The sequence below is a fragment of the Candidatus Binatia bacterium genome (assembly GCA_035631035.1).
GTDB lineage: Bacteria > Eisenbacteria > RBG-16-71-46 > SZUA-252 > SZUA-252 > DASQJL01.
On the sequence record DASQJL010000011.1, the window covers coordinates 43,265 to 68,430 of the forward strand.

The window sequence follows — 25,166 nt, forward strand, 5'->3', positions numbered from 1 at the left end:
CGCGGCGCGGCGCAAGCGTTTCGGAGGGGCGCGCCTCTTCGAGTAGTATCGGGCCGATGCCCTTCTTCCTCCTGACCGCGGCGTTCCTCGAGGGCTTCGCGGTCACCCTGATCCAGGGCTTCCTCCCGCTCTACCTCCGCCAGTCCCTGGGGGAGCGAAGCTTCGCCGTGCTGAGCCTCGTGCTCGCGATCCCCGCGCTCGGCACCGCGGTCGCGAGCAACTTCTGGGGCGGTCTCTCCGACGTCACGGGACGCATGAAGCCGATCATCCTGGTCGGCGCGGCCGGCTACGTGCTCGCCCTGCTCGGAATCCCCGCGCTTCGCCATGGGCTGGGCGTCGTGGCGTGGATCGGCCTCGCGTCGCTTCTCTACGGGACGCTCGCCCCCACCGCCAAGGCGTACGCGACGCTCGTTCTCCCGGAGCGGCGGGAGCAGGGGATCACCTACGTGCTGCTCGCCTATTCGAGCGGCTGGCTCGCCGGCTCCCTGGGCGGCGGGGGCCTGGTCGAGGGCGGCCTCGCTCCGGGACTTCACGCGGCGATGTGGACCTGTGCCGGCCTCACCGCCCTGAACGCGCTCCTCGCGTCCCGCTTCCTCCCCGACATGCGCCGTCCTCCCGCGCCCGCGCCCGAGCGGCACGGATGGGCCGCGGGCGTCGCCGCCGACCTCGCGGCGCTCTACGGCAATCCGCGCCTCTTCCGGCTCTGCGTCATTGCCTTCTTCTGCGTGGCGGGGAACTACCTCATGTGGGGCTTCTTCACGGTCTTCCTGGTGGAGCGCCTGCACGCCTCGCTCGGCGTGGTGCGCTACGCGCTGGCCATCTCGAGCGTGCTGGGGGTGATCGGTCTCCCGTTCATTCCGCCCCTGGTGCGGCGCTTCGGCGGGGCGCGCATGCTGGCCGTCGGAATCACCCTCTACCTGCTCATGTACTCCGCGATGGGCGTGACCCGGGATCCGATCGTGGCGGCGATCCTCTACGCGGCGCCGCTCTACGGCCTGGTGCACGTGAGCGCGAACACCCTGGCCGCCGAGGTCGCGAGCGTGTCGCAGCGGGGGGGCGGTCTGGGGGTGCTCCAGGGCGCCTACTCCGTCGCCACGATCGTGGGTCCGCTCACGGGAGGCCTGATCGCCGACCGGGCGGGGCTGGCCTCGGTTCCCTGGGTCGCGTTTTCGTTCATTCTGGTCGCCTGCCCGCTCGCATGGCTCGCAACCCGAAGAAATGCGCGTTGATCCGGTGTAAGAGCGGATGCTATGCTTTTCCTTCGGCTGGTCGGAGCGGCCCTGCCGAACCGGGCCGAACCGGCCAACACTCCAGGAGATAAGGACTTAGCATCGATGGCTCTGCGTCGCGCGGTTCTAGCCGCGCTCACCCTGGCTCTCCTCGCGTTTCCCCTGGCGGGCTCCGCCCGTACCGATGCCGCCAAGCCTGAAAAAGCGCCCGTCGCCGGCAAGCCCGACGCGCCGAAGGCCTCCGCCAAGAAGCTCGAGTGGCTGGCGTTCGACGTCGCCGCCGACAAGGCCGCCCGCCAGAACAAGCACCTGATCGTCGACGTCTACACCACCTGGTGCGGATGGTGCCGCGTGATGGAGCGGGAGACCTACGGGAACGCGGAGGTCGCGAACTACCTCACCGACAATTTCGTGCTCGCCAAGGTCAACGGCGAATCTCCGAACAAGCTCCACTGGCACGGTGAGGAGCTCTCCGAGCGCCAGTTCGCGCGCAAGGTCGGCGTGACCGGCTATCCGGCCACCTACTTCATGAAGCCCGACGCCGAGATGCTCGGTGGCGTCCCCGGCTTCATCCGCCCTCCGGACTTCATGGTGTACTCCCGCTACGTCGCGACCCGCTGGTATCAGAAGGGCGGGATCAAGGACTACGTGGATTCGCTGCGCACCGCAGCGCAGTAGTACCGGCCCTCCGGCCGCCCCGCCGCCGACTCCATCGCAAATTGCACGGCCGGCCCCCGGTCTGACGCGGCGCCGCCGCGGCTTCCGGCCCGGCACGTCGCTTGCCTCATCGAAGCGGGTTCCCACCGTTCATTCGGAGCGACAACGCAGGAGGTTCAACGATGAGGTCCCATCCCTTCCGGACGCCGCTCGCCGCGGTCGCGTGCGCCGGCGTCCTGTTCCTCGCCGGCTGCTCGGGCGACAACCCCGTGAATCCGAACGGATTCACCCAGACCGACGCCGACGACATCGCCGCCCAGGCGGGCGTGGCCGCCGCGGCCGGGGTGGTGACCAACATGAACGCGGCCGACGGCGCTGCGGGAGGCGTGTCGGGATCCACGGCGGCGCGGTTCACGCCGCTGCGCGCCGGATCGTTCGCGCAGGCGGAAACGACGTTCACGGTTGGAGCCATCACGTACACGCTCGGCGTCACGTTCTATGACGCCGACGGGAACGTGCTCTCGGGCTACGGCCCCCTCGCGCACCGCATGCTCGTCACCACGCGCGCGACGGGAGACGTCTCCAGCCAGCAGTTCAACGCTTCGGTGGGGCACGCGGGATCGCTGGACGTGAGCGGCCTCGAAGCGTCCCTCGACACGCTGATCTTCAACGGAGCCTGCAGCGACTCGGTGGACGCCTCGTTCACGTCGCTGGACGGGCTGAGGACGCGCTACTTCACGTGGCGGAGCGGGGCGGTGCTCACCGACGCCGCGCTGCTCAAGGACCGCCAGGCGAACCCCTATCCGCTGAGCGGCACCCTCTCCTACGTGGTCCACGCGGTGCGCTACCGGTCGAACCAGTTCGCCGAAGTCGAGAAGACCTGGGATGCCACGGTAGTCATCGTCTTCGACGGCACCGCCACGCCGGAGCTGACCGTGAACGGCCTCTTCCACTACCGGCTGAATCTCGTGTCCGGCGTGGTGGCCCGCTCCTAGGACTCGAGAGCAACCCACGAAAACGGCCGGCGGAGCTTGCGCTCCCGCCGGCCGTCTCGTCGTGTCGTGCGGCGTCAGATCTTGCGAACGTTCGCGGCCGCCAGGCCCTTCTGGCCCTGCGTCACCTCGAACTCGACTCGATCACCGTCCGCGAGGGTCTTGAAGCCGTCGCCCGCAATCGCGGAGAAGTGGACGAACACGTCCTCCCCATTCTCCTGCGAAATGAAGCCGAAGCCCTTCGCCTCGTTGAACCACTTCACGGTACCTGTCACTGTGTTTCCTCACTCTCGGAACCAGACGGCGCACGACCCTACGAAAAAGGCCGCTCGGCTCGATGCCGGCGGCTTGTTTTTACGTCCCGTGTACTTCCACCTGCTACCGAATCACACCCTTGGATGCCGCCTCCCCCGAGAGGATTCAGCGGACCGGAACCCCAACGGGGCGAGACGCCGGACGCGCCCCGCCCCCTTCCGAGTCGGTACTCCCCGCACGACGGAATCAGAAGTGATAGGCCAGTCCGCCTCCGACCACCAGGCTGTAGCGGCTCTTCGCGGTCTGATCGCCGCTGAAGCCGTTGAAGCGGGTCCAGTAGTCCCGCGCTTCCAGGCGGGCCGCGACGTTCGCATGCTGGAACTCCGCGCCCAGCGAGCCGTAGGCGGTGAAATCGGTGTGCATCTTGATGTCGCTGTGCTGGATGTCGTAGGTCCGCGCGCCCGCGCCAGCCCCAAGGAAGGGCCGGATCGACCAGTGGGCGTCCTGGGACGCCTGGAACCGGTGGAAGTATTCCGCTCCCGCGTCGTACTGATAGAGGTGCACGTCCTGCGCGTCGAGGCGGTCCTTCGTTCGCGGCGTCGCGTACGCGACCGTTCCGATGACGTGGAACCTCTGGTTCAGCTCCGCGCCGCCCTGCATACCGATCAGCATCGAGCTCTTCAGCATGTCGGCCTGGCTACCGGTCGGAATGTAGGCTCCCCCGAAGATCCGGTACTCGGGCGTCGTGGCGCCCCACGCCGCCCCCGCGGCAAGCGTCAGGAGCGCCGCGAGAATGATGGCCATCGTTCGCATAACCCCCCCTTTCGGCAGCCGTTGGCTTCGGCTCCGTCGCCGGGGAGTTTTGCGATTATCGTGCCCGGGAGGAAGGGACGGACGAGGGACCCGTAATTCGGCTGGCGAGCCGCAGTTCGGATGGGGAGCGGCGGCGCCGCGGGCGACCGGCCGCGTGCGGGCCTGACAGGAGCGCGGCGGGGGCTGTCAGAGTGTCAGCCGCCGAGGCCCGGCGTCAGCGCGGCGTCAGATCGAGGATCGCGTTCGGGGCCGTGACGTCGGCCACCTGGCCGCTGGAGTACTCGAAGCAGCCCAGATCGAGCGAGCCCGACGTCGTCCGCGCGCGCGACTGCGCGTCGTAGACGTATTCGCGCACCGGCGTGAGCGCATAGCCGGTGGAGGAGGCGCCGGGCGCGACGCCCGCGTTCACGATGGAAGCGGGGGACGCCGCCGTGAGATGGAAATCGTAGGTCGAGGGGGACGCGAACTTCGGTGCGTTGTCGTACGCCGTCGAGATGTAGTTGCTGCTCGAGGTGACGCTTCCGCCCGCCCAGGGCGTCCCCGGACCATAGAAGATGTTGTCGCGGATGACCGTGGGGGTGCTCCCCGCGATCGAGAGGAAATTCCCGCCTCCGCTCCGGTCGTTCACGATCGTGTTGCCGACCACGTACAGGTCCTGCGTGTTCAGGGAGCTCTCGGCGCCGTAGGCGATGATCGTGCTGTTGTCGGTGTTGGGCCCCTGCTCGATGACGTTGCCGATGATGTACGTCCGGCCGCAGTCGGGCACGTCGATGGAGTAGCTGGCCGTGCCGTCCGACTCGTCCATGATGCGGTTGTAGAGGATGTAGTTGTTCTGGCCCCGGGTCTTGATGTTGTGCCCGATCTTGGCGCGGTGGGTATAGGTGTAGCGGACGGTCACCGACCGTCCCCAGATGTACATGTTGTGCGTGCGGCCGTCGCCGAGGCCGTTGTGGTCGAAGACGCTGTTCTCGATGAGCATCGAGTCGGCGCCGCCGAGGATGCCGTTCTCGTTGTCGTGGAAGTAGCAGTTGCGGACGACCAGGTATCCCGACGTGTCGTTCCGGATGCCGGCTCCATTGCCGTCGGGAACCGACGCGCCGGTGAACTCGATGTTCTCCGCCGTGAAGTTGCTGCCGTAGACGACCCAGATCCCCTTGCCGCCTTCCTGCGCGCCGTTGGCCTGGAGCACGGCCCGGCCCCCGACCGCGCTCACGAAGACGTTGCTGGCGTTCCACGAGGTCACGTCGCCGGCGTACGTCCCCGCGTCGATGAGGACCGAATCCCCGGCGACGGTGGCCGCGGCCGCGGCGCGGATGGTGGTGTAGGTCCGGGTCGGGCCCACGCGAAGAATGCGCGCGTCGGCCGAGCCGAAGAGCAGCGAGGCCGCGGCAAGGATCGACGCGGCGGGAAGGATGCGGAAGAAGGGGGTCGCGCGAGATGTCATGAACGAAGCGTTCCTCCAGAAAACGAAAATGACCCCGCCGGCCCTTGGGCCGGGCGGAATGCAATGCGCGGCTTGATCCTGGCCGCTACTTGAACGCCGCCGTTCGCTCCCTCGGCCCGATCGCGTACAGCGCGGACCCTTCCGTAGGGCGTGGCGCGGCGGCGTCCCATCCGCGGCGCGGCGTTCGTAACTCGTTATGGTTGCTTCTCGGAATGGCGGTGGTGGGGCTGGTCAGGCCGAACCGGGCCAACGGCGTCCCGATTCAGGAATCACCGACCGTACCGCCGCGATGAAAAAGAAGCATATCCCGTGCTCACATGCGCTCCACCTAGCGGCTCGCGGCATAAATGATGCGGGACGTCTGGCGTCTGGCCGACATCCTTCGGCCATTGCTTCGGATACACCGGAAGGAGGTGCTTTCCCGTGAAGCGATGGACCAAGATTCTTGTAGCTTTGGGTATTGCCCTGTCATTCCAGACCGCCGCCGCTGCTCACGCGCAGTTCAGCGCCACCCTTAGTGTCGGGGATCCCTACCCCGGAACGCTGACGTTCCGGACCGCCCCGGACATGATGCTGATCCCCAACACCGACGTGTATACCGTCCGCGGCGCTACGGACTACGACCTCTACCGCTACGACGGGGCGTTCTATCTCGTCGACGACGGGAACTGGTATCGAGCCGATTCGTGGCGCGGACCGTTCACCTACGTTCGGATGGAGAGCGTCCCACGCTCGGTCGTGACCATTCCGGCGGGATACCGCCGGACCTGGTCGAGGACCACGACGAACGACACCTGGCGCGACAACGATAACGACAACGATTGGAACAGCGCGGACCGGAGCGGCGACGTGAGCACGACGCGACGCTACGTCGTCCGCGAGAGCCGCTCGTTCCGCCCGGGGACGCGCTACGGCGGAACCTATCTCTCGTTCCGGAGGCCTCCGCGGATGGCGCTGGTGCCGGGCACGCGCGTCTTCTACGTCCGCGACAACACGTTCGACCGCGACCTCTACCGCTACGCCGGCGACTGGTACTACGTCGAGAACGGCGTCTGGTACGCGGCCGATTCCTGGCGCGGTCCCTACTTCACCGTGCGCTGGCGGGACGTGCCGGCGTCCGTGCGGCGGCTCCCTTCGGAGTACCGGCGGACGTGGACGTTCGCGGGCTCGAGCGACTACGACCGGGATCGGGTGTATCGGAGCGATGACAACTACTCCCGGGGCCGGGACTACAGCGGTCGGAGCACGCGCATCGTCCGCTACGGCGAGCGCACCGACTTCGTCCTGGACAGCCCGCCGAGCATGTCGATCATCCCGGGGACCAGCGTTTACTTCATGCGGGACGATGCGGACTACGACCTCTACCGCTACGGGAACTCCTGGTTCCTGGTGGACAGCGGCAACTGGTACCGCGCGCCCTCCTGGCGGGGGCCGTTCGTCCGGATCCGCACGAACGCCGTTCCGCGGACCGTGTTCACGATTCCTTCGGGATACCGGAAGACCTGGGTTCCGACCATGGATTGACGGCGCGACCCGATCGCACGCCGTTCGCAACGAGAAGGGGCTCCCGTCCGGGAGCCCCTTCGTGATTTCGGTTCGTAGCGCGCTCCGCGCGCCGGGCGCTCAGTGCCAGGGCGGCTCCAGACCCAGGTCCCCGAGCTTCCGCTCCAGCTCGTGCCGCTCCCGGCTCCGCTTCAACCCCTCCGGCCCGCGAGCGAGAAGTCCCGCCGCTTCCGCCACCCTCTCGGCTTCCTTCCGGTCGCCGCGGCAGAGCGCGGCCACCACCTCCCGCTCGATCCGCGAGAGGACCAGCGAATGGAGCCGGTAGTCCTCGAAGGCTTCCCACGCGATGGGACACCACCGCTTCACGATCTCGCGTCCGATCGTCTCGGAATAGGCGCGGATCTCCGCCTGCGCGTGGGGGTCCATACGGAGGGCCAGGAAGTGGAGCAGGTTGTGGAGGTCAACCTTCCAGTAGGCCTCGGTATACGTGGAGAGCGGCAGATCCTTGCGCGCCTGCTCCCGCGCGACCCCCTCCGCCAGCCGGTGCTCGTAGACCTCGCGCGCTTTCTCTTGGAGCGCGCGCTCCTCCGCCGAGAGCGCGGCGCCCTGCTCCGGGGCGAGGAACCGGTCGCTCCCCTGGCGGTTCTCGGAGGACTGGGTCCGCCACTCCTCCGGAGCCGTGGTCTGCGCCGAATCGATCGCCACCGAGTACCGTGTCGAGTACTCGTTGACGTTGGCGGTGCGATGCCGGATCCATTGCCGCCAGCAATCCATCGGGACCCGCACGTGCAGCTTGATCTCGCACATCTCGAACGGCGTCGTGTGCCGATGGCGCATCAGGTAGCGGATCAGGCCGCGGTCCTCGTGCACCATCTTCGTCCCCTCGCCGTAGGAAACGCGCGCGGCCTGGACGATCGACTCGTCGGATCCCATGTAGTCCACGACGCGCACGAATCCGTCGTCGAGCACGCGGAAGCGCGTCCCGAGGACGAGATCGAGCTCGGGAGCGACGCCGCGAGCCAGCGCCTGGGAGCGCGCGGGAGTGTCGGCAAGGGCCATGGGCCCATTTTCCACCCGACCGAAGGGTCTGTCCACAGCGGCGGAAGGGCTGGCCTCAGGTCCCATGCTCCTGTATCGTGAGACGGGCTCGGAGAGGTCTTGGGGGTCATCTTTGCGTCGCAGCGCCTCACCTCGGTCCCGATTCCGCACATCCTTCGCCGCGCTCCTCACGATCCTCCTCGGCGCCGCGCCGCTTTCGCATGCCCGCCCGGCGCCTCCCGCGCCCGCCTCGGCGCCGTCGGCGACGCCGAAGGGCCCGCGTTACGTCGAGGGCGAAGTTCTTCTCGTCTTTCAGCCGGACGCCCGGCCCGAGCGGGTCCGCGCGATCCTCCGGGACCTCGGCGCCACGAAGATCCACACCTCGCGCCGGAGCCACGTGGAGCGTCATCGGATCCGGAAGCGGGTCGAGGACGCCGTCGCGCAATATCGGAACGACCCGGCCGTCCGGCTCATCGAGCCGAACTATCTCGTCCACGCAGATGCCGTCCCGAACGATCCCTCCTTTGCGATCCAGTGGGCGCTCCAGAACACGGGGCAGCAGGGCGGCACGCCGGGCGCGGACATCCACGCGGTCGCCGCGTGGGACCAGACCACCGGATCGAACCAGGTCGTGGTCGCGATCGTGGATACCGGGATGGACCTGACGCACCCCGACCTCGTCTCCAACCTCTACACCAATCCCGCCGAGGTCCCGGGCAACGGTCTGGACGACGACGGCAACGGGCTGGTGGACGACGTGCACGGCTTCGACTTCGCCAACTTCGATGCCGACCCCAGCGACGACAACGGCCACGGGACCCACGTCGCGGGCACGATCGGCGCGCACGGCGACAACGGTATCGGGGTGGCGGGCGTCGTCTGGCACCTGCGGCTCCTGCCGCTCAAGTTCCTCGACGCGGGCGGGACCGGCACGACGGCCGACGCGGTGGACTGCGTGGACTACGCGGTGCTCGCGGGCGCCTCGGTCATCAATGCCTCCTGGGGCAGTCCCGAGCGCTCCCAGGCGCTGGAGCTGGCCATCCAGGGAGCCAACGACGAAGGGGTGCTCTTCGTCGCCGCCGCGGGGAACACGGGCTCGAGCAACGACACGTTCGGGAGCTACCCCGCGAGTTTTCCCGAGCCCAACGTGATCGCGGTGGGCGCCTCCTCCCGCACGGACGACCGCGCCTCCTTCTCGAACTTCGGCGTGAACGGCGTGGATCTCTTCGCCCCCGGCGTCCAGATCCTGAGCACGCTGCCGCACGGGCTGTACGGGCTGAACAGCGGGACCTCGATGGCCGCGCCGCACGTGACCGGCGCGCTCGCGCTCCTCAAGTCGCGTTTCCCCGGGATGGGAGCGCCGACCATGAAGAGCGTGCTGCTCGCGGCCACCGACCGCATCCCGGCGCTCTCGGGGCTTTGCGTGAGCGGAGGGCGGCTGAACGCGGCCCGCATGCTGGAGGGGGTGGATTCGACCTCGCCGGGACCGATCGACAACCTGGCCGCGAGCTTCGTCTCGTCCGACCGCGTGACCCTGGCCTGGACCGCGACGGGGGACGACGGCGGGGGCGGCACGGCCACCGATTATGAGATCCGCTATTCCCTGTCGCCCATCGACGCGGCCACGTTCGCCTCGGCGACGCGGGTCGCCGGCACGCCGGCACCCCGGATCGCGGGAACGCGCGAGCAAGCCTCGATCGGCGGGCTGGCGCCGCTCACCGATTACTACGTGGCGATGGTGGCCCACGACGAGTTCGGGAATCCCTCGCCGCTCTCCAACGTGATCACGGCCCGCACGACGGCGCCGCCGGTGGCCGCCGTGGATCCGCCGTCCCTGGACGCGACGCTCGTCACCGGCCAGCGCCGGACGTTCCCCGTGGACGTGCGCAACGACGGCGCGGGCGCGCTCGACTTCACGGCTCTGGCCCTGGGCGCCGCGGGCGTGCCCGCCCCCCGCTGGCTCTCCCTGCTTCCCGGCGGCGGCAGCGCTCTCGGAGGGCAGCAGGTCCCGATCACCGTCACGCTGAACGCCGACGGGCTGCCGGGGGGCGACAACGACGGGCTGGTGCGGCTCTCCACGAACGATCCCGCGCACCGGACGATCGACGTTCCGGTCCACATGCACGTGATCTCCGCCCCCGATCTCGACGTGGATCCCGCGATGATCGCGTTCGGCCCGATCCCCGTCGGCAACTCGGATACCGAGGAGCTCTTCGTCACCAACTCCGGCTTCGCCGACCTTCACGTGGACTCGGTCCGGGTCGAGGGCGCCGATTTCGCGGCGGATCCGGGCGGATTCGATCTTCCGCCGGGACAATCGTGGGACCTCTTCGTCACCGCCACCCCCTCGCGCACCGGCACGGTCTCCGGCGCGGTGGTCATCAACAGCAACGATCCCGACCAGCCGGTCACGCGCGTCCCGCTGGCCGCGGCGGGGATCATTCCGCCGGTCGCCTCCTTCGCGCCGGTGCGCCAGGACGCGGCACTCCACACGGGCCAGACCGCGACGCGCACGTTCACGATCTCGAACGGGGGCGGGAGCGCTCTCTCCTGGTCGCTCCGGCCCCGGTCGGCCGCGTCGCTGGCCTTCGATTCGACCGGCACCCTCGCGCCGGCCCTCGACCCGGCGCCCGCATCCGATCCCGCGCCGCCCCGCCCTGCCGCGTTCGCCACGTCCGGGGCGTCGGGAGCCGTCGCGGAGATCTCCGACGTCCGCGTCGTCTTCGACGCGCGCCACGGCGCCTCCTCCGGCGCGTGGTCGGACATGGTCAGCTCGCTCACGTCGCGTGGCGCGGTCTTCACGCTGAACACGCGGCACCTCACGGCGGGCGTGCTCGCGGGGGTGGACGTCTACTGGATCTCGGACGACGCGGGGGCGTTCGCAGCCGACGAGCGCGCCGCGCTCGCCGCCTGGGTGCGCTCGGGCGGTTCGCTCCTGCTCGAGGGCGCGGCGGCGGCGGCGCTGCCGGAGTTCGACGCGCTGCTCGATTCGACGGGAGTCCCGCTGCGCTACGAGGCGGGCCAGGGGATCACCGGTCCGACCGTGAGGATCTACCCCTTCGAGATCACGCGCGACGTCGCCGCGGCGGACATGCCCAGCTCCACGGCCCGCCTCCACCCCGAGGGGCCCGGAGCGACGGTGCTGATCGAGGACGCGCAGGGGTTCCCGACGCTCGCCGCGGCGTTCGTCGGGCGCGGCCGCGTCCTAGCCGCGGCGGGCCGGCTCTTCGCCGACGTCTCCTCGATCTTCGCCGACAACCGGAAGATCGCCTCGCAGGCCTTCGGCTGGCTGGGGGGCGCGGCCTGGCTCTCCGTCGAGCCGGGATCGGGATCCACGGCCGCGGGGCAGTCCACCACGGTGACGGTCGCGTTCGACGCCGCGCGGCTGGCCGGCGCCGACTATCGCGGCGCCCTCGCCGTCCGCACCAACGACCCCGACCGGAGCGACTTCCTGGTTCCCGTGGACCTGTCGGTGACCCCGGCCCCGGACGCGAAGGTGACGCCCGCCTCGCTCGATCTCGGCACGGTCTTCGTGGGCGCCTCGCGCCGCGATTCGGTCCGCGTGCAGAACGTCGGCGTTCTCCCGCTCCGCCTCTCCTCGGCCGCGACGGACCATCCCGATTTCACCGCCGCCTTCGACTCCCTCACGCTGACGCCGGGCGCCGCGGTCACGATCCCCGTGCGCTACCAGCCCGCCTCGGTCGGTCCGGCCTCGGCCACCCTCACCGTGACCACCGACGATCCCGATCAGCCCGAGATCCGGATCGGGGTCACGGCGGCGGGCGCCCCGCCGCCTGACGTGGATCTCGTGGCGGGCCCGGTGGGCGCATCGCTCCCGACCGGCGGCACGGCGACGCGCACGATCACCGTCGCCAACCGCTCCGGGAGCGATCTCCAGTACGCCATTCACTTCGAGGAGGAGGCGCCCGCGAGCGCCATCGCACCGCCCGGGACCGACGCCATGGCCGCGCTTCCGAGGACCTGGGCCGAGGCGCGCGAGAGCGCCCGTTCGTTCCAGGGGCGTGTCACGCCGCCCGCGGGCGGCGCGGCGGCGGTCGCCGCCGGGGACGATTCGCTTCCGCTCGTCATCCTCGATCCCCACGGCGACGGATCGGTCGAGGACCTGATCGCGGTCCGGGCCTGGGCGCGCGGCGGCGTCCTGAGCGTCCGGATCGAGACCGCGACCGACATCGCGCCGCTCAATCTCGGCGGATACCTCTCCCTGGACCTGGACCAGAACCGGAACACCGGACGGGAGCCCAGCTTCGGCACGCCGCGGCAGGACATCGGGGCCGAGTTCGAGGTGAGCCTCTTTTCGGTCGGCTACGGGATGGTCGACCTTCTCGACGCCTTGACCGGCAACTACGTCCAGAGCTTCCCGGTCCAGGTGGGTCCCCGCTCGATCTCGTTCGCGATCCCGCTCTCGTGGCTGCACGGAGACGACGGGCGCATCAACGCCACCGGCGTCATCGGGAACTTCGTCGGCGCCACCGACTGGTTCCCCGACCGCGGCCATGGGACCGTCGGCGGACTCTGGCTCGCCGCCTCGCCGCACGAGGGAACGCTCGCGGCGGGCAGCGAGGCGCCGATCGAGCTGACTCTGGACGCGCTCGCGCTTCCCGGCGGCGCCTACCACGGCTCGATCGTCGTCGAGAGCAACGATCCCGACGAGCCGGCGCTGGAAGTGCCCGCCTCGCTCGACGTGACCGACGCCCCGGTGGCCGTGGCCACGGCGACCGCGATCCATTTCGGGACCGTCTATCTCGGGCGCACCTCGGCGGGAGAGGTCGCGGTGGGCAACGAGGGCAGGGCGCCGCTCCACGTCTCCTCGGTGGTGAGCGATCTCCCCGATTTCACCGCGTCTCCCACGTCGTTCACCATCCTGCCCGGCGCTGCGCAGACCATCCGGCTCACGTTCACCCCTTCGGCCGACGGGCCGCGCGAGGGGACCCTCACGATCGCGCACGACGCGGCCGGCGGGCCGATCGCGGTCGCCGTGACGGGTGCCGGGCGCGTTCCGCCGGTGGCCCAGTTCGCGCCAGCGTCCCTGCAGGGGGCGATCGGGCTGGGGGAACGAGGGGGGACGTCGTTCGAGATTCGAAACGCCGGCGGCTCCGCGCTGGACTATGGCGTCGAGCCCCTGAACGGCGCGCCGGCGGTCGAGGTCCACGCCGGACTCCCGCTGGCCCGCGACGAGGAGGACCCGCGGGCGGGGATCGCCCCTCCGGCGGCCCTCGGACTCGGCGGCCCGGACGGCTTCGGCTACCGGTGGGTGGACAGCAACCAACCGGGCGGGCCGGTCTTCGACTGGCAGGACATCGCGGCGATCGGAACGCCGGTCCCGATCCAGAACCTGGATCAGAACTCGGGGCCGCTCCCGATCGGGTTTTCGTTCCCGTTCTATGGACGCGAGTTCACGACCTTCAACGTCTGCACGCACGGCTGGATCTCGTTCACCGATACGACCGTTCAGTTCGCCAACCAGCCGCTTCCGACCACCGCCGCGCCGAACAACCTGCTGGCGGTCTACTGGGACGACCTGAACTTCGGCGGCGTGCAGCGCGCCGTCTACTACAACGACGGCACGCGTCTCATCGTGCAGTTCACGAACGCGCCCCGCCGCCAGCGGGGCGGGCCGTTCACCTTCCAGGCGATCCTCTATCCCACGGGCGCGATCGTGTACCAGTACCGGCTCATGGGCCCGCCGCTCGACAGCGGCACCATCGGCATCCAGAACCGGACCAAGACCGACGGCCTCACCGTCGTGTTCAACGCCGCCTACCTGCACGACGGCATGGCGGTGCGCTTCTCCGCGGCGCCCACCTGGCTGGGCGTGCCGCAGCGCTTCGGCAGCGTGGACGCCGGCGACAGCGCGAGCGTCGCGGTCGCGTTCGACTCGCGCGGGCTCTTTGCGGGCGACTATCACGGCACGCTGCGCGTCCAGACGAACGACCCGGCCCGCCCCGAGACGATTCTCCCCGTGCTCCTGCACGCCACCGGGGTCCCGCGGCTGGCCTTCAGCCCCGCGTCCTTCCGCTTCGATACGCTGGACGTCGGCCAGTCCGCGGCCGACACCCTGCGCCTGACGAACACGGGCACCGACCGGCTCGACGTGGCCCTCGCGTTCGACAGGCCGGACTACGCGGCGGATCCCGCGTCGCTGGCGCTCGCTCCGCTCCAGAGCGCGCCGGTGCTCGTGCGCTTCGCCCCGGCCGAGGCGGGAGACCGAAGCGGCTCGCTCACGCTGACCACCAACGACCCGGAGACGCCGACGGCGGCGATCCCGCTGGCCGGAGCCGGGCGGCGTTCCGTCCGCGAGCTTGCGGCGGAGATCGTCCCCGCGGTGATCCGGCGCGGCAGTCACGGCCGGGAGGTCCGCGCGCGGATCGTGTTCCCGGCGGACCTCGAGGCCCGGGCGGTGGACCTCCCCGGGGTGCGCCTGCAGGGCTCCATCGCGCCGTTGCCGGGCTCCACGCGCCTGCGCGACCTGGACGGGGACGGGCGCCTCGATCTCGACCTCGCGTTCGACCGGGGCGCGGTCGAGCGGGCGCTTCCGAACGGCGACGCTGTTCCGGTCTCGATCACCGGGCAGAGCGGCGGGACCCGCTTCGAGGCGCGCGGAACGGTCCGGGTGCAGGGGTCGGCGGTCGCCGCGGCCGGCGTCGAGTTCGACGAGGATCTGATCCCGGCGGCGAACGCGCTTCGCGCGAGCGCCCCCAACCCCTTCTCGGCCGCCACGGCGCTCCGCTTCGATCTGGCCGAGGGGGGAGTCGCCGCGCTCCGCGTCTACACCGCCGCCGGCCGGCTCGTCCGGACGGTCTTCCAGGCGCCCCTGCCGGCGGGGCGTTTCCGGGCCCTCTGGGACGGCCGCGACGATCGCGGCGCGCCGGCGCCCTCCGGCGTCTACTTCACGCGGCTCGAGGTATCGGGCCCCGCTCCCTTCCGCGGGGTCGGGCGGATCGTCCGGATCCGATAGGGCGCGGCCGGCCGATAGCGGCGCCCTCCTGCAACAATCTGCTGGCGCACCCCCGCAGACCCCGGGGTAGACTTTAGTCCCATGGCCGGGCGAGGCAACCCGGCCGTGCCGCACGTCGCTTCTTGCGAATAGATGGCCGTCCAGGAGTCCGCACATGAACCCACCGCGCAGTGAGTCCCCCGTGGCGGCACCGGTCAACGGCGACGCCCAGGCCGAATCCGCAGCACCGCCTCTCGATGCGGTCCTCCAGGCGCTCCAGGCCATGCGGGGCGGTGACTTCTCCGTCCGCCTGCCCGGGAACTGGACGGGCCTCGAAGGAAAGATCGCCGACACGTTCAACGACATCGCCGCCTCGAACCAGCGCATGGCCGAGGAGCTGGAGCGCGTCGGGCAGGTCGTCGGGAAGAAGGGGCGCACGCGCGAGCGGATGCGCTTCGCCCGTGGCGACGGCGCCTGGGGCGAGATGCAGGTCTCGGTCAACACCCTGATCGACGATCTGGTCTGGCCGACGCGGGAGGTGACCCGCGCGATCGCCGCCGTGGCCCGCGGCGACCTGCTGCAGACCGTCGGCACCGAGGTGGACGGGCGCCCCCTGGAAGGGGAGTTCCTCCGCTCGGCCAACATCGTGAACACGATGATCAAGCAGCTCGCCGTCTTCACCTCCGAGGTGACCCGCGTGGCGCGCGAGGTCGGCTCCGAAGGGAAGCTGGGCGGGCAGGCGCAGGTGCGCGAGGTGAGCGGCGTCTGGAAGGACCTCACCGAGAGCGTGAATTCGATGGCGTCGAACCTGACGGCGCAGGTGCGGAACATCGCGGAGGTCACGATCGCGGTGGCCGACGGCGACCTGTCGCGCAAGATCACGGTCGACGTGCGGGGCGAGATCCTCCAGCTGAAGGAGGCCATCAACACGATGGTGGACCAGCTCCGCTCCTTCGCCTCGGAAGTGACGCGCGTGGCGCGCGAGGTGGGGACCGACGGCAAGCTGGGCGGCCAGGCGCAGGTGCCGGGCGTCGGCGGCACCTGGAAGGACCTCACCGACAACGTGAACTTCATGGCGTCGAACCTGACGGCGCAGGTGCGGAACATCGCCGAGGTGGCGACGGCCGTGGCGCGCGGGGACCTCTCGCGCAAGATCACGGTGGATGTGAAGGGGGAGATCCTCGAGCTCAAGGACACCCTGAACACCATGGTGGACCAGCTGAACGCGTTCGCGGCGGAGGTGACCCGCGTGGCGCGCGAGGTGGGGACCGACGGCAAGCTGGGCGGCCAGGCGGTGGTGCCCGGCGTGGCCGGCACCTGGAAGGACCTCACCGACTCGGTCAACTCGATGGCCGACAACCTGACGACCCAGGTGCGCAACATCGCCGACGTGGCGACCGCCATCGCCGGCGGCGACCTCTCGCGCAAGATCACCGTGGACGTGCGCGGCGAGATCCTTCGCTTGAAGGAAACCCTGAATACGATGGTGGACCAGCTCAACGCCTTCGCCTCGGAAGTGACGCGCGTGGCGCGCGAGGTGGGGACCGAAGGGAAGCTGGGCGGGCAGGCGCAGGTGCCGGGCGTCGCGGGCACCTGGAAGGACCTGACCGACAACGTGAACTCGATGGCGTCGAACCTCACCGGGCAGGTGCGGAACATCGCCGAGGTCACGACGGCGGTCGCGCGCGGAGACCTCTCGCGCAAGATCACCGTGAACGTGAGCGGCGAGATCCTGGAGCTCAAGAACACGATCAACACGATGGTGGACACGCTGAACGCGTTCGCCGGCGAGGTGACCCGCGTGGCGCGCGAGGTGGGGACCGAAGGGAAGCTGGGCGGCCAGGCGCAGGTGCCGGGCGTCGGCGGCACCTGGAAGGACCTCACGGACAACGTGAACTTCATGGCGTCGAACCTGACGGCGCAGGTTCGGAACATCGCCGAGGTCGCCACCGCCATCGCGAGCGGCGACCTCTCCAAGAAGATCACCGTCGACGTCCGCGGCGAGATCCTCCTCCTCAAGGAAACGCTCAACACGATGGTCGAGCAGCTCCGCTCCTTCGCGGCCGAGGTGACCCGCGTGGCGCGCGAGGTCGGCTCGGAAGGGAAGCTGGGCGGGCAGGCGGTGGTGCCCGGCGTGGCCGGCACCTGGAAGGACCTCACCGACTCGGTGAACTCGATGGCCGACAACCTGACGACCCAGGTGCGGAACATCGCCGAGGTGACCACGGCCGTGGCGCGCGGGGACCTCTCGCGCAAGATCACGGTGGACGTGAAGGGGGAGATCCTCGAGCTCAAGAACACGATCAACACGATGGTGGACACGCTGAACGCGTTCGCGGCGGAGGTGACGCGCGTGGCGCGCGAGGTCGGGACCGAGGGGAAGCTGGGCGGCCAGGCTCAGGTGCCCGGCGTGGCCGGCACCTGGAAGGATCTCACCGACACGGTGAACGTCATGGCCGCGAACCTCACCGAACAGGTGCGCGGCATCGTGAAGGTCGTGACCGCCGTGGCCGAGGGGGACCTCAAGCAGAGCCTCACCGTGAAGTCGAAGGGAGAGGTCGCGGCGCTCGCCGACACCATCAACAACATGACCGGCACGCTCGCCACGTTCGCCGAGCAGGTGACCTCGGTCGCCCGCGAGGTCGGCGTGGAAGGGCGGCTGGGCGGCCAGGCCAACGTCCCCGGCGCGGCCGGCACGTGGAAGGACCTGACCGGCAACGTGAACCTGCTCGCGGCCAATCTCACGACGCAGGTGCGCGCCATCGCCGAGGTCGCCACGGCCGTGACCAAGGGGGACCTCACCCGCTCGATCCAGGTGGACGCGCGCGGCGAGGTGGCCGAGCTCAAGGACAACATCAACACCATGATCGACAACCTGCGCCTGACCACCGACCGGAACACGGAGCAGGACTGGCTGAAGACCAACCTGGCCCGGTTCACGAACATGATCCAGGGGCAGCGCGACCTGGTGACCGTGGGGCGGATGCTCCTCTCCGAGCTGACGCCGCTCCTCGACGCCCACCAGGGGGTCATCTATTCGATGGAGCTGAACGAGCCGCCGCGCCTGCGGCTGCTGGCGGCCTACGCGGACGACGCGCGGGACGGCCATCCCGCGGTGGTCACGGTGGGCGACGGCCTGGTGGGCCAGTGCGCCTTCGAGCGGCGGCGCATCCTGATCGGCGACGCGCGCGAGCGCCTGGTCTCGATCCGCTCCACGCTGATCGCGGCGGCGCCGCGCAGCGTCGTGGTGCTGCCGGTGCTCTTCGAGGGGCAGGTCAAGGCGGTGATCGAGCTGGCCACCCTGGGCACCTTCACCGAGCTCCAGATCGCGTTCTTGGAGCAGCTCACCGCGAACATCGGCATCGTGCTGAACTCGATCGAGGCGACGATGCAGACCGAGGCGCTCCTCGACCAGTCGCAGGCGCTGGCGCGCGAGCTGCAGACCCGCCAGAAGGAGCTGCAGCAGACCAACGAGGAGATCGCGCAGAAGGCGCAGCAGCTCGCCGAGCAGAACATCGAGATGGAGACGAAGAACCAGGAGATCGAGCAGGCGCGGCGCGCCCTGGAGGAGAAGGCGACCGAGCTGGCGCTGGCCTCCAAATACAAGTCGGAGTTCCTCGCGAACATGTCGCACGAGCTCCGGACGCCGCTGAACAGCATCCTGATCCTGGGGCAGCAGCTGGGGGACAACCCCGAGGGGAACCTGACCCCGAAGCAGGTCGAGTTCGCGCGCACCATCCACAGCGCCGGTGCCGACCTCCTGCAGCTGATCACCGACATCCTCGACCTCTCCAAGATCGAGTCGGGCACCGTCACCGTCGAGATCGAGGAGATCTACTTCGCCGCGCTGCTCGAGACCACGTCCCGGAACTTCCGCCATGAGGCGGAGAGCCGGAGCATCTCGTTCGACGTGCAGATCGACCCGCGCCTGGGGCGCACCCTCACCACCGACTCCAAGCGCCTCCAGCAGGTCCTCAAGAACCTCCTTTCGAACGCCTTCAAGTTCACGACCGAGGGGGGCGTGCGGCTCAGCGTTTCCTCGGCGGCGGGCGGGTGGACCCCGGACCATCCGGTCCTCGCCGCGGCCGACACCGTGGTCGCGTTCGAGGTCTCGGACACCGGGATCGGGATCCCCGCCGAGAAGCAGCGGATCATCTTCGAGGCGTTCCAGCAGGCCGACGCCAGCACCAGCCGGAAGTACGGCGGCACCGGGCTCGGGCTGGCGATCAGCCGCGAGCTGGCGACGCTCCTCGGCGGCGAGATCCTGCTCCGCTCCACGCCGGGCGTGGGAAGCGCGTTCACCCTCTACGTCCCGCTCCGCTACGCGGGGCCGGCTTCGGGGGGCCTGCTGCCCGAGAAGCTTCTTCCGGCGGCGGCCCAGGTCCTGGCCGCCCAGGTGTCCGAGCCCGCCCCGGAGCCGATTCCCGACGACCGCGAGACGATCGCGACGGGCGATCCCGTCCTGCTCGTCGTCGAGGACGATCCGAACTATGCCCGCGTGCTCCTGGACCTGGCGCGCGACAGCGGCTTCAAGGTCGTGGTCGCGATGCGCGGCGCCGACGTGATGGACCTGGCGCTCCAGTTCCGCCCCACCGCGATCTCGCTCGACGTCTTCCTCCCCGACATGCTCGGCTGGACGCTGCTCACCCAGCTGAAGCAGGATCCGGCCACGCGCCACATTCCGGTCCAGATGCTCACGCTGGACGAGGACCGGCAGCACGGGCTGGCGAGCGGAGCCTTCTCCTTCATGCGAAAGCCCACGCGCACGCAGGACCTGACCGAGGCGATCCACCGGATCCGCGATTTCGCGGCGCCGCGCCGGAAGCGGCTCCTGGTCGTGGAGGACAACGAGGCCGAGCGGATCGGCGTCGAGGCGCTCCTCGGGTTCGAGGACATCGAGATCGCGACGGTGTCCACGGGCCGGGAGGCGCTCGAGCGGCTCCGGAGCGAGCGGCACGACTGCATGGTGCTGGACCTCCGCCTGCCCGACGTCTCCGGGTTCGACATTCTCGAGACGATCCGGGACGACGCCGACCTCAAGGATCTTCCGGTCGTGGTCTTCACCGGCAAGGAGCTGACGGCGGACGAGGACGCCCGGCTGCACAACATGGCCCGGAGCGTCGTCGTGAAGGGGGTGGAGTCGCCCGAGCGGCTCCTGGACGAAACGGCGCTCTTCCTGCACCGGGTGGTGACCGACCTTCCGGCCGAGAAGCAGCAAATGCTCCACCGGCTCCACGCCTCGGACGAGGATCTCCGCGGGAAATCGGTCCTGATCGTGGACGACGACGTGCGGAACATCTTCGCCCTGAGCAGCCTGCTCGAGCGGCGCGGGATGCGCGTCATCACGGCCTCCACCGGCAAGGAGGCGATCGAGATCCTGGCCCGCGTTCCCGAGGTCGCGATCGTGCTGATGGATATCATGATGCCCGAGATGGACGGCTACGAGACGACGCGCGCGATCCGGCAGAACGCCTCGCTCCGGCGCATGCCGATCATCGCGCTCACCGCCAAGGCGATGAAGGGCGACCGGGAGAAGTGCCTCGAGGCCGGCGCGTCCGACTACCTCGCGAAGCCGGTCGACACGACCGAACTCCTGTCCGCGCTCCGCATGTGGCTCCACCGGTGAGGCCCCGATGAGCATGAGCTGGAACGGCAAGGTGAACATCCTGCTGGTCGACGACCAGCCGGCGAAGCTGCTCACCTACGAGGCGATCCTGGGGGACCTGGGCGAGCGCCTCATCCAGGCGCGCTCCGCGCGCGAGGCGTTGGAATGGCTGCTCCGCGAGGAGATCGCGGTGGTGCTCACCGACGTGAGCATGCCCGACCTCGACGGCTTCGAGCTGGCGAAGATGATCCGGGACCATCCCCGCTACCAGCGCACGTCGATCATCTTCTGCTCCGCGATCCACATGTCCGACCTGGACCGCCTGAAGGGCTACCAGTGCGGGGCCGTGGACTACGTGTCGGTGCCGGTCGTGCCGGAAATCCTGCGCGCCAAGGTCTCCGTCTTCGCCGAGCTCTACCGGAAGACGCAGCAGCTCGAGGCGCTGAACCAGGAGCTGGAGCAGCGCGTGGCGATCCTCCAGAGCACCTCCGCGGTCGTCTACGTCATCGACGCCGAGGGGCGCTTCGGGCACGTGAACCGGCGCTTCGAGGAGGTCTTCGGCCTGACGCTCGACGCCGTGCGCGGGAAGACCGCCTACGACCTCTTCCCTCGCGACCTGGCCGAGACTTTCGAGGTGAACAACCGGATGGTCCTCGCGGAGAACCGCTCGATCGAGTTCGAAGAGGCGGTGATGAGCACGGGGGGGCTGCGCCACTACACCTCGATCAAGGCGCCGATCCGGGACGCCATGGGTCTCCCGCGCGGAATCGTCGCGGTGTCCACCGACATCACCGAGCGGAAGCACCTGGAGGAGGCGCTCCGCGACGCCGACCGCCGGAAGGACGAGTTCCTCGCGGTGCTCGCGCACGAGCTCCGCAACCCGCTCGCCCCGATCCGCAACGTGCTCCAGATCCTCCGCCTCCGGGCGCCGGAGGATCCCGAGCTCCTCTGGGCGCGCGACGTGATCGGGCGCCAGGTGGATCAGCTCACCCGCCTCGTGGACGACCTGCTGGACGTCTCGCGCATCTCGCGCGGAAAGATCAAGCTCCAGGTCGCACCGGTGGACCTGGGCACCGTCCTCGCCGGCGCCGTGGAGACCAGCCGGCCGCTCATCGACGCCCGCCTCCACCGCCTGGCGCTGCAGCTGCCCGAGCGACCCGTCTGGGTGCAGGGAGATCTCGTCCGGCTGACCCAGGTGGTCGCCAATCTCCTGAACAACGCCGCCAAGTACCAGGAGGTCGGCGGTTACGTCGAGGCCACGCTCGCGCGCGAGGGGGGCGAAGCGGTCATCCGCGTCAAGGACCAGGGGATCGGCATCGATCCCGACCTCCTGCCGGCCGTCTTCGACATGTTCGCGCAGGTGGAGCGCCCCACCGGCGCCGCCCAGGACGGCCTGGGGATCGGCCTTTCGCTCGCGCGCAGCCTGGTGGAGATGCACGGCGGGACGATCCACGCCGTGAGCGGCTCCGGCGGCAGCGAGTTCATCGTCCGGGTCCCCTGCATGGCCGCCGAGCCGCCGCTCAAGGGCGTCGCCCCCGACCCGGCGCCCTCGGAACAGGTCCCGCGATTCCGGGTCCTGGTGGTGGACGACAACACCGACGCGGCGGAGAGCCTGGGCACGCTGCTCCAGCACGCGGGGCACCAGGTCTCGGTGGCGCACGACGGACCGACCGCGCTCTCGATCGCGAGCCAGGAGCGGCCCCGCGTCGTGCTGCTGGACATCGGGCTTCCGGGAATGGACGGCTACGAGGTCTGCCGCGAGCTCCGGCGCACGGGGCACGAGAACGCCCTGATCGTGGCGCTCACGGGGTACGGCCAGGAGGAGGACCGGCAGCGCTCGCGCCAGGCCGGTTTCGACGGCCATCTGGTCAAGCCGGGCGACCCCGGCGAGCTGATCAAGATGGTCTCGGCGGCGCCGCGGTTCACGCGCACGGCGCCCGAGTCGGGTCTCACTCCCGAGTCGGGTCTCGCCCCCGAGTCCGCCTAGAGCCGCTCCGGCAGCTCCGCGATCGAGCCGATCACCGCCGTCGGTCGCGGGTCGGCGCGCGCCTCGTCGCCCTCGCGGTACTTGCCGGTCCGCACCAGGATGCCGGCAAGGCCGAGGCGCATCGGCGCGGCCACGTCGAACTCCGCGTCGTCGCCCGCCATGATGAGGCTGGCGAGACCGACCCCGGCCTGCTTCGCGACCGCTTCGAAGAGGAGCCGCGAGGGCTTCCCCAGCGTCTCGGCCGGCCGCCCGGAGGTGTAGGCGAGGAGCGCCGCCACGCCGCCGACGTCGGTGACCAGGGCGCCTTCCTTCCGGAAGTAGCGGTTCTGCGTGAGGGCGTAGAACGCGGCCCCCTCGAGCAGAAGGCGGAATGCCGGCTGGAGGTCGGCCACGCGCCAGGCGTGCGCCTCGGTCGCCAGGAGCACGGCCGGTCCCCGGTCGTCCTCCCGGAACCAGGAATACTCCGGCTTCTGCGCCGGATCCGCGATCAAGACCCCCGCGTCCTGTCCGCGGGCGGGGAGCTCGCGCCGCGCGACCAGCGCCGGCGTCCAGAGGTGCTCCGGATCGTCGAGGAGGCCCTGCGCCGCCAGGGCGCGCGCCAGCGCGGCGTGCGGTACGCTGGTCGTGTTCGTGACCAGCCGCAGCGCCATGCGCTCCCGGAGCCGGGCCACCGCCTCGGCCGCGCCCGGAAGGACCGGCCCCATCACGCCGTCGGTGAGGGTGCCGTCCACGTCCAGGCAGAGGACGCGCGGCGTCATGGGCGCAAAACGCGGCGGGGTCCCGGAGCGCTCAAGCGCTCCGCTTCCCGGTCAGGCGCGTCGCGAATCCCAGGAGCGGCTTCAGCTCCTGGACGCGGAGCAGCAGGCAGAGCCCCACGTAGACGGCGGCCGCTACCGTCAGCGCGGCGCCCACGACGAGGAGCCGCGCCACCACCCCGTGCAATCCCACGAGCGACTCCACTCCCCGCGACGTCGCGGCGGCCGCCGCGGCCGAGCCCACCGCCGCGGCGAGGATGCGCACGCCCGAGGCCAGCATCCTCCGCCCGCCCAGCCCGCCGATCTTCCGCCGCAGCGTCCAGAAGAGGGCGGTGAAGTTGAGCACCGATCCGATCGAGACCGCCAGCGCCAGCCCCGTGTGCTGGAAGAAGTGCATCAGCGGGAAGTAGAGGAGCACCGTCGCCCCGATCGTGCTCATCGAGATCATCACCGGGATGCGCGCCATCCCCAGCGAGTAGAAGGCGGGCACCATGACCCGCACCGCGGAGAACGCCGCGAGCCCCACGGCGTAGGCCCAGAGGGCGCGCGCGGTCTCGATCGTGTCGCTGGCGCCGAAGCGGCCGTGCTGGTAGAGCAGCGCGATGATCGGACGGGCCAGCGCGATCAGGAGGAGCGTCGCCGGCAGCGTGAGCAGGAGCACCAGCCGGAGCGAGAAGGAGAGGGTCGCCTTGAGGTCGGCCATGTTTCCGGCCGCGGCGTGCCGCGAGACCTCGGCCAGCGTGACCGTCGCGATGGCGACCCCGAAGAGCCCGATCGGCAGCTGCATCAGCCGGTAGGCATAGTTGAGCCAGGAGACGCTCCCCTGGACCAGCGACGAGGCGAGAAAGGTGCTGGTGAAGATGTTGATCTGGGCGGCGGCGATCCCGATCGAGGCGGGCGCCATCAGCGTCACCATGCGGATCACGCCGGGATCGCGGAAGGAGATCTGCGGCTTCCACCGGTAGCCGTGCGCCCGAAGCGCGGGCACCTGGATCAATAGCTGCCCCAGACCGCCGAGCACGGCGCCGAAGGCCATGCCGACGATCGGCTCCAGGCCGAAGCGCGGCATGTAGGGGGCGATCACGAACCCGGCCAGGATCAGGGCCAGGTTCAGCATCGTGGGCGCCACGGCCGGGAGGAAGAAGACCCGGCGGGTGTTCAGCACCCCCATCACCGCCGCCGCCAGCGACACGAGGAGGAGGAAGGGGGTCATGATCCGGGTCATGAGCGTGGTCAGCTCGAGCTTCCCGGGCACGGCCGCGAAGCCCGGTGCCATCGTCCTCACGATCCAGGGCGCGGCGAGAATCCCGATCAGGCAGAGCGCGGAGATGGCCACCAGGAGGAAGTTGATGACCAGGTTCGCGAGCCGCATCGCGGCCTCCGTGCCCCCCTCCTTCTCCGCGCGGGTCAGGGTGGGGACGAAGGCGGCGCTCATCGCCCCCTCGGCGAAGAGGTCCCTCAGGAGATTCGGCACCCGGAACGCCACCTGGAAGGCATCCACCGCGAATCCGGCGCCGAACTGGGCCGCGAAGACCTGCTCCCGGACCAGGCCCAGGACGCGGCTCATGAAGGTGGCGGCGGAGATCACGCCGGCCGCCCGGGCCATGCCCTGGTTCCGGGACCCCTCGACGGCCGCCGCGGCTCCGACGGGCGGGTCTCCCAGGATCAAGGGAACCTGGGGGATCGGGGAGGGGGCGGAGGTCGGCGGATCCGGGGGCGGCTCGGGGGTGGCGGTCACGGCGTCGGATGCTCGGCGCTGCCCGCTACCCTGTCAAGCGGGAAGGGGTTAGGAGCCGGCCGAAAAATCCGCTCGGGGAGCCGATTCGAGAACCTGCGCGGCGGCACAGGGTTTGATATAATCGAGGCCGATCCGGGACGACAAACTCCATGCTCCTTGCCCCGGAGACCCCATTCTCGAAACAAGGGGGCGACA

At 70.1% G+C, this 25,166-nt stretch carries 13 protein-coding genes; 7 read left to right on the forward strand and 6 right to left on the reverse strand.

All coding sequences use genetic code 11. The features are described from left to right. The first annotated feature begins 56 nt into the window (after positions 1-56). From VE326_01055 to VE326_01065, 3 genes are all read left to right on the forward strand, one after another. Complete coding sequence (locus tag VE326_01055; GenBank protein ID HYJ31783.1) at positions 57-1,229, forward strand: MFS transporter; 1,173 nt, start codon at positions 57-59, stop codon at positions 1,227-1,229. A gap of 105 nt (positions 1,230-1,334) precedes the next feature. Then, positions 1,335-1,907 (forward strand): DUF255 domain-containing protein, encoded by a 573-nt coding sequence (locus VE326_01060; protein HYJ31784.1) that lies wholly within the window; start codon positions 1,335-1,337, stop codon positions 1,905-1,907. Between the two features lie 161 nt (positions 1,908-2,068). Continuing rightward, positions 2,069-2,881, forward strand: a complete 813-nt coding sequence (locus VE326_01065) for a hypothetical protein (protein ID HYJ31785.1) — start codon at positions 2,069-2,071, stop codon at positions 2,879-2,881. A gap of 74 nt (positions 2,882-2,955) precedes the next feature. Here VE326_01065 and VE326_01070 read toward each other — a convergent pair whose 3' ends face one another. From VE326_01070 to VE326_01080, 3 genes are all read right to left on the reverse strand, one after another. After that, positions 2,956-3,153: a cold-shock protein gene (locus tag VE326_01070; GenBank protein HYJ31786.1), complete on the reverse strand. Its 198-nt coding sequence runs from the start codon at positions 3,151-3,153 to the stop codon at positions 2,956-2,958. Positions 3,154-3,379: 226 nt separating this feature from the next. Continuing rightward, positions 3,380-3,937: a hypothetical protein gene (locus VE326_01075; GenBank protein HYJ31787.1), complete on the reverse strand. Its 558-nt coding sequence runs from the start codon at positions 3,935-3,937 to the stop codon at positions 3,380-3,382. A gap of 223 nt (positions 3,938-4,160) precedes the next feature. Continuing rightward, entirely contained in the window at positions 4,161-5,390 is a 1,230-nt protein-coding gene (locus VE326_01080; protein ID HYJ31788.1) for a right-handed parallel beta-helix repeat-containing protein, read from the reverse strand. Between the two features lie 453 nt (positions 5,391-5,843). Here VE326_01080 and VE326_01085 point away from each other — a divergent pair, with 453 nt between their 5' ends. Beyond that, positions 5,844-6,914 carry a hypothetical protein gene (locus VE326_01085; GenBank protein HYJ31789.1) on the forward strand — a complete coding sequence of 357 codons (1,071 nt, stop codon included), beginning with the start codon at positions 5,844-5,846 and terminating at the stop codon, positions 6,912-6,914. A gap of 99 nt (positions 6,915-7,013) precedes the next feature. On the opposite strand, the gene thyX is transcribed toward VE326_01085, so the two are convergent. Continuing rightward, entirely contained in the window at positions 7,014-7,952 is a 939-nt protein-coding gene (gene thyX / locus VE326_01090) for an FAD-dependent thymidylate synthase (protein ID HYJ31790.1), read from the reverse strand. 112 nt (positions 7,953-8,064) lie between these two features. On the opposite strand from thyX, the gene VE326_01095 reads away from it, so the two are divergent. The 3 genes from VE326_01095 (at position 8,065) to VE326_01105 (ending at position 22,478) form a co-directional block, all read left to right on the forward strand. After that, positions 8,065-14,907: a choice-of-anchor D domain-containing protein gene (locus VE326_01095; GenBank protein HYJ31791.1), complete on the forward strand. Its 6,843-nt coding sequence runs from the start codon at positions 8,065-8,067 to the stop codon at positions 14,905-14,907. Positions 14,908-15,169: 262 nt separating this feature from the next. Then, on the forward strand, positions 15,170-20,512 hold the full coding sequence (locus VE326_01100) for a HAMP domain-containing protein (GenBank protein ID HYJ31792.1): 5,343 nt from the start codon (positions 15,170-15,172) through the stop codon (positions 20,510-20,512). A 7-nt stretch (positions 20,513-20,519) separates the two neighbouring features. Then, positions 20,520-22,478 carry a response regulator gene (locus tag VE326_01105; GenBank protein HYJ31793.1) on the forward strand — a complete coding sequence of 653 codons (1,959 nt, stop codon included), beginning with the start codon at positions 20,520-20,522 and terminating at the stop codon, positions 22,476-22,478. Here VE326_01105 and VE326_01110 read toward each other — a convergent pair. Next, positions 22,475-23,236, reverse strand: a complete 762-nt coding sequence (locus VE326_01110) for an HAD hydrolase-like protein (protein HYJ31794.1) — start codon at positions 23,234-23,236, stop codon at positions 22,475-22,477. The two genes, VE326_01105 and VE326_01110, sit on opposite strands and share 4 nt — an antisense overlap. A 31-nt stretch (positions 23,237-23,267) precedes the next feature. Further along, on the reverse strand, positions 23,268-24,971 hold the full coding sequence (murJ, locus tag VE326_01115) for a murein biosynthesis integral membrane protein MurJ (protein HYJ31795.1): 1,704 nt from the start codon (positions 24,969-24,971) through the stop codon (positions 23,268-23,270). Positions 24,972-25,166: the final 195 nt, after the last annotated feature.

Excerpts from the sequence above, each read along its gene's own strand:
- VE326_01055 (HYJ31783.1), top strand. The coding sequence starts at position 57 with ATGCCCTTCTTCCTCCTGACCGCGGCGTTCCTCGAGGGCTTCGCGGTC.
- VE326_01060 (HYJ31784.1), top strand. The coding sequence starts at position 1,335 with ATGGCTCTGCGTCGCGCGGTTCTAGCCGCGCTCACCCTGGCTCTCCTC.
- VE326_01065 (HYJ31785.1), top strand. The coding sequence starts at position 2,069 with ATGAGGTCCCATCCCTTCCGGACGCCGCTCGCCGCGGTCGCGTGCGCC.
- VE326_01075 (HYJ31787.1), bottom strand. The coding sequence starts at position 3,937 with ATGGCCATCATTCTCGCGGCGCTCCTGACGCTTGCCGCGGGGGCGGCG.
- VE326_01080 (HYJ31788.1), bottom strand. The coding sequence starts at position 5,390 with ATGACATCTCGCGCGACCCCCTTCTTCCGCATCCTTCCCGCCGCGTCG.
- thyX (HYJ31790.1), bottom strand. The coding sequence starts at position 7,952 with ATGGCCCTTGCCGACACTCCCGCGCGCTCCCAGGCGCTGGCTCGCGGC.
- VE326_01100 (HYJ31792.1), top strand. The coding sequence starts at position 15,170 with ATGCGGGGCGGTGACTTCTCCGTCCGCCTGCCCGGGAACTGGACGGGC.
- VE326_01105 (HYJ31793.1), top strand. The coding sequence starts at position 20,520 with ATGAGCATGAGCTGGAACGGCAAGGTGAACATCCTGCTGGTCGACGAC.
- VE326_01110 (HYJ31794.1), bottom strand. The coding sequence starts at position 23,236 with ATGACGCCGCGCGTCCTCTGCCTGGACGTGGACGGCACCCTCACCGAC.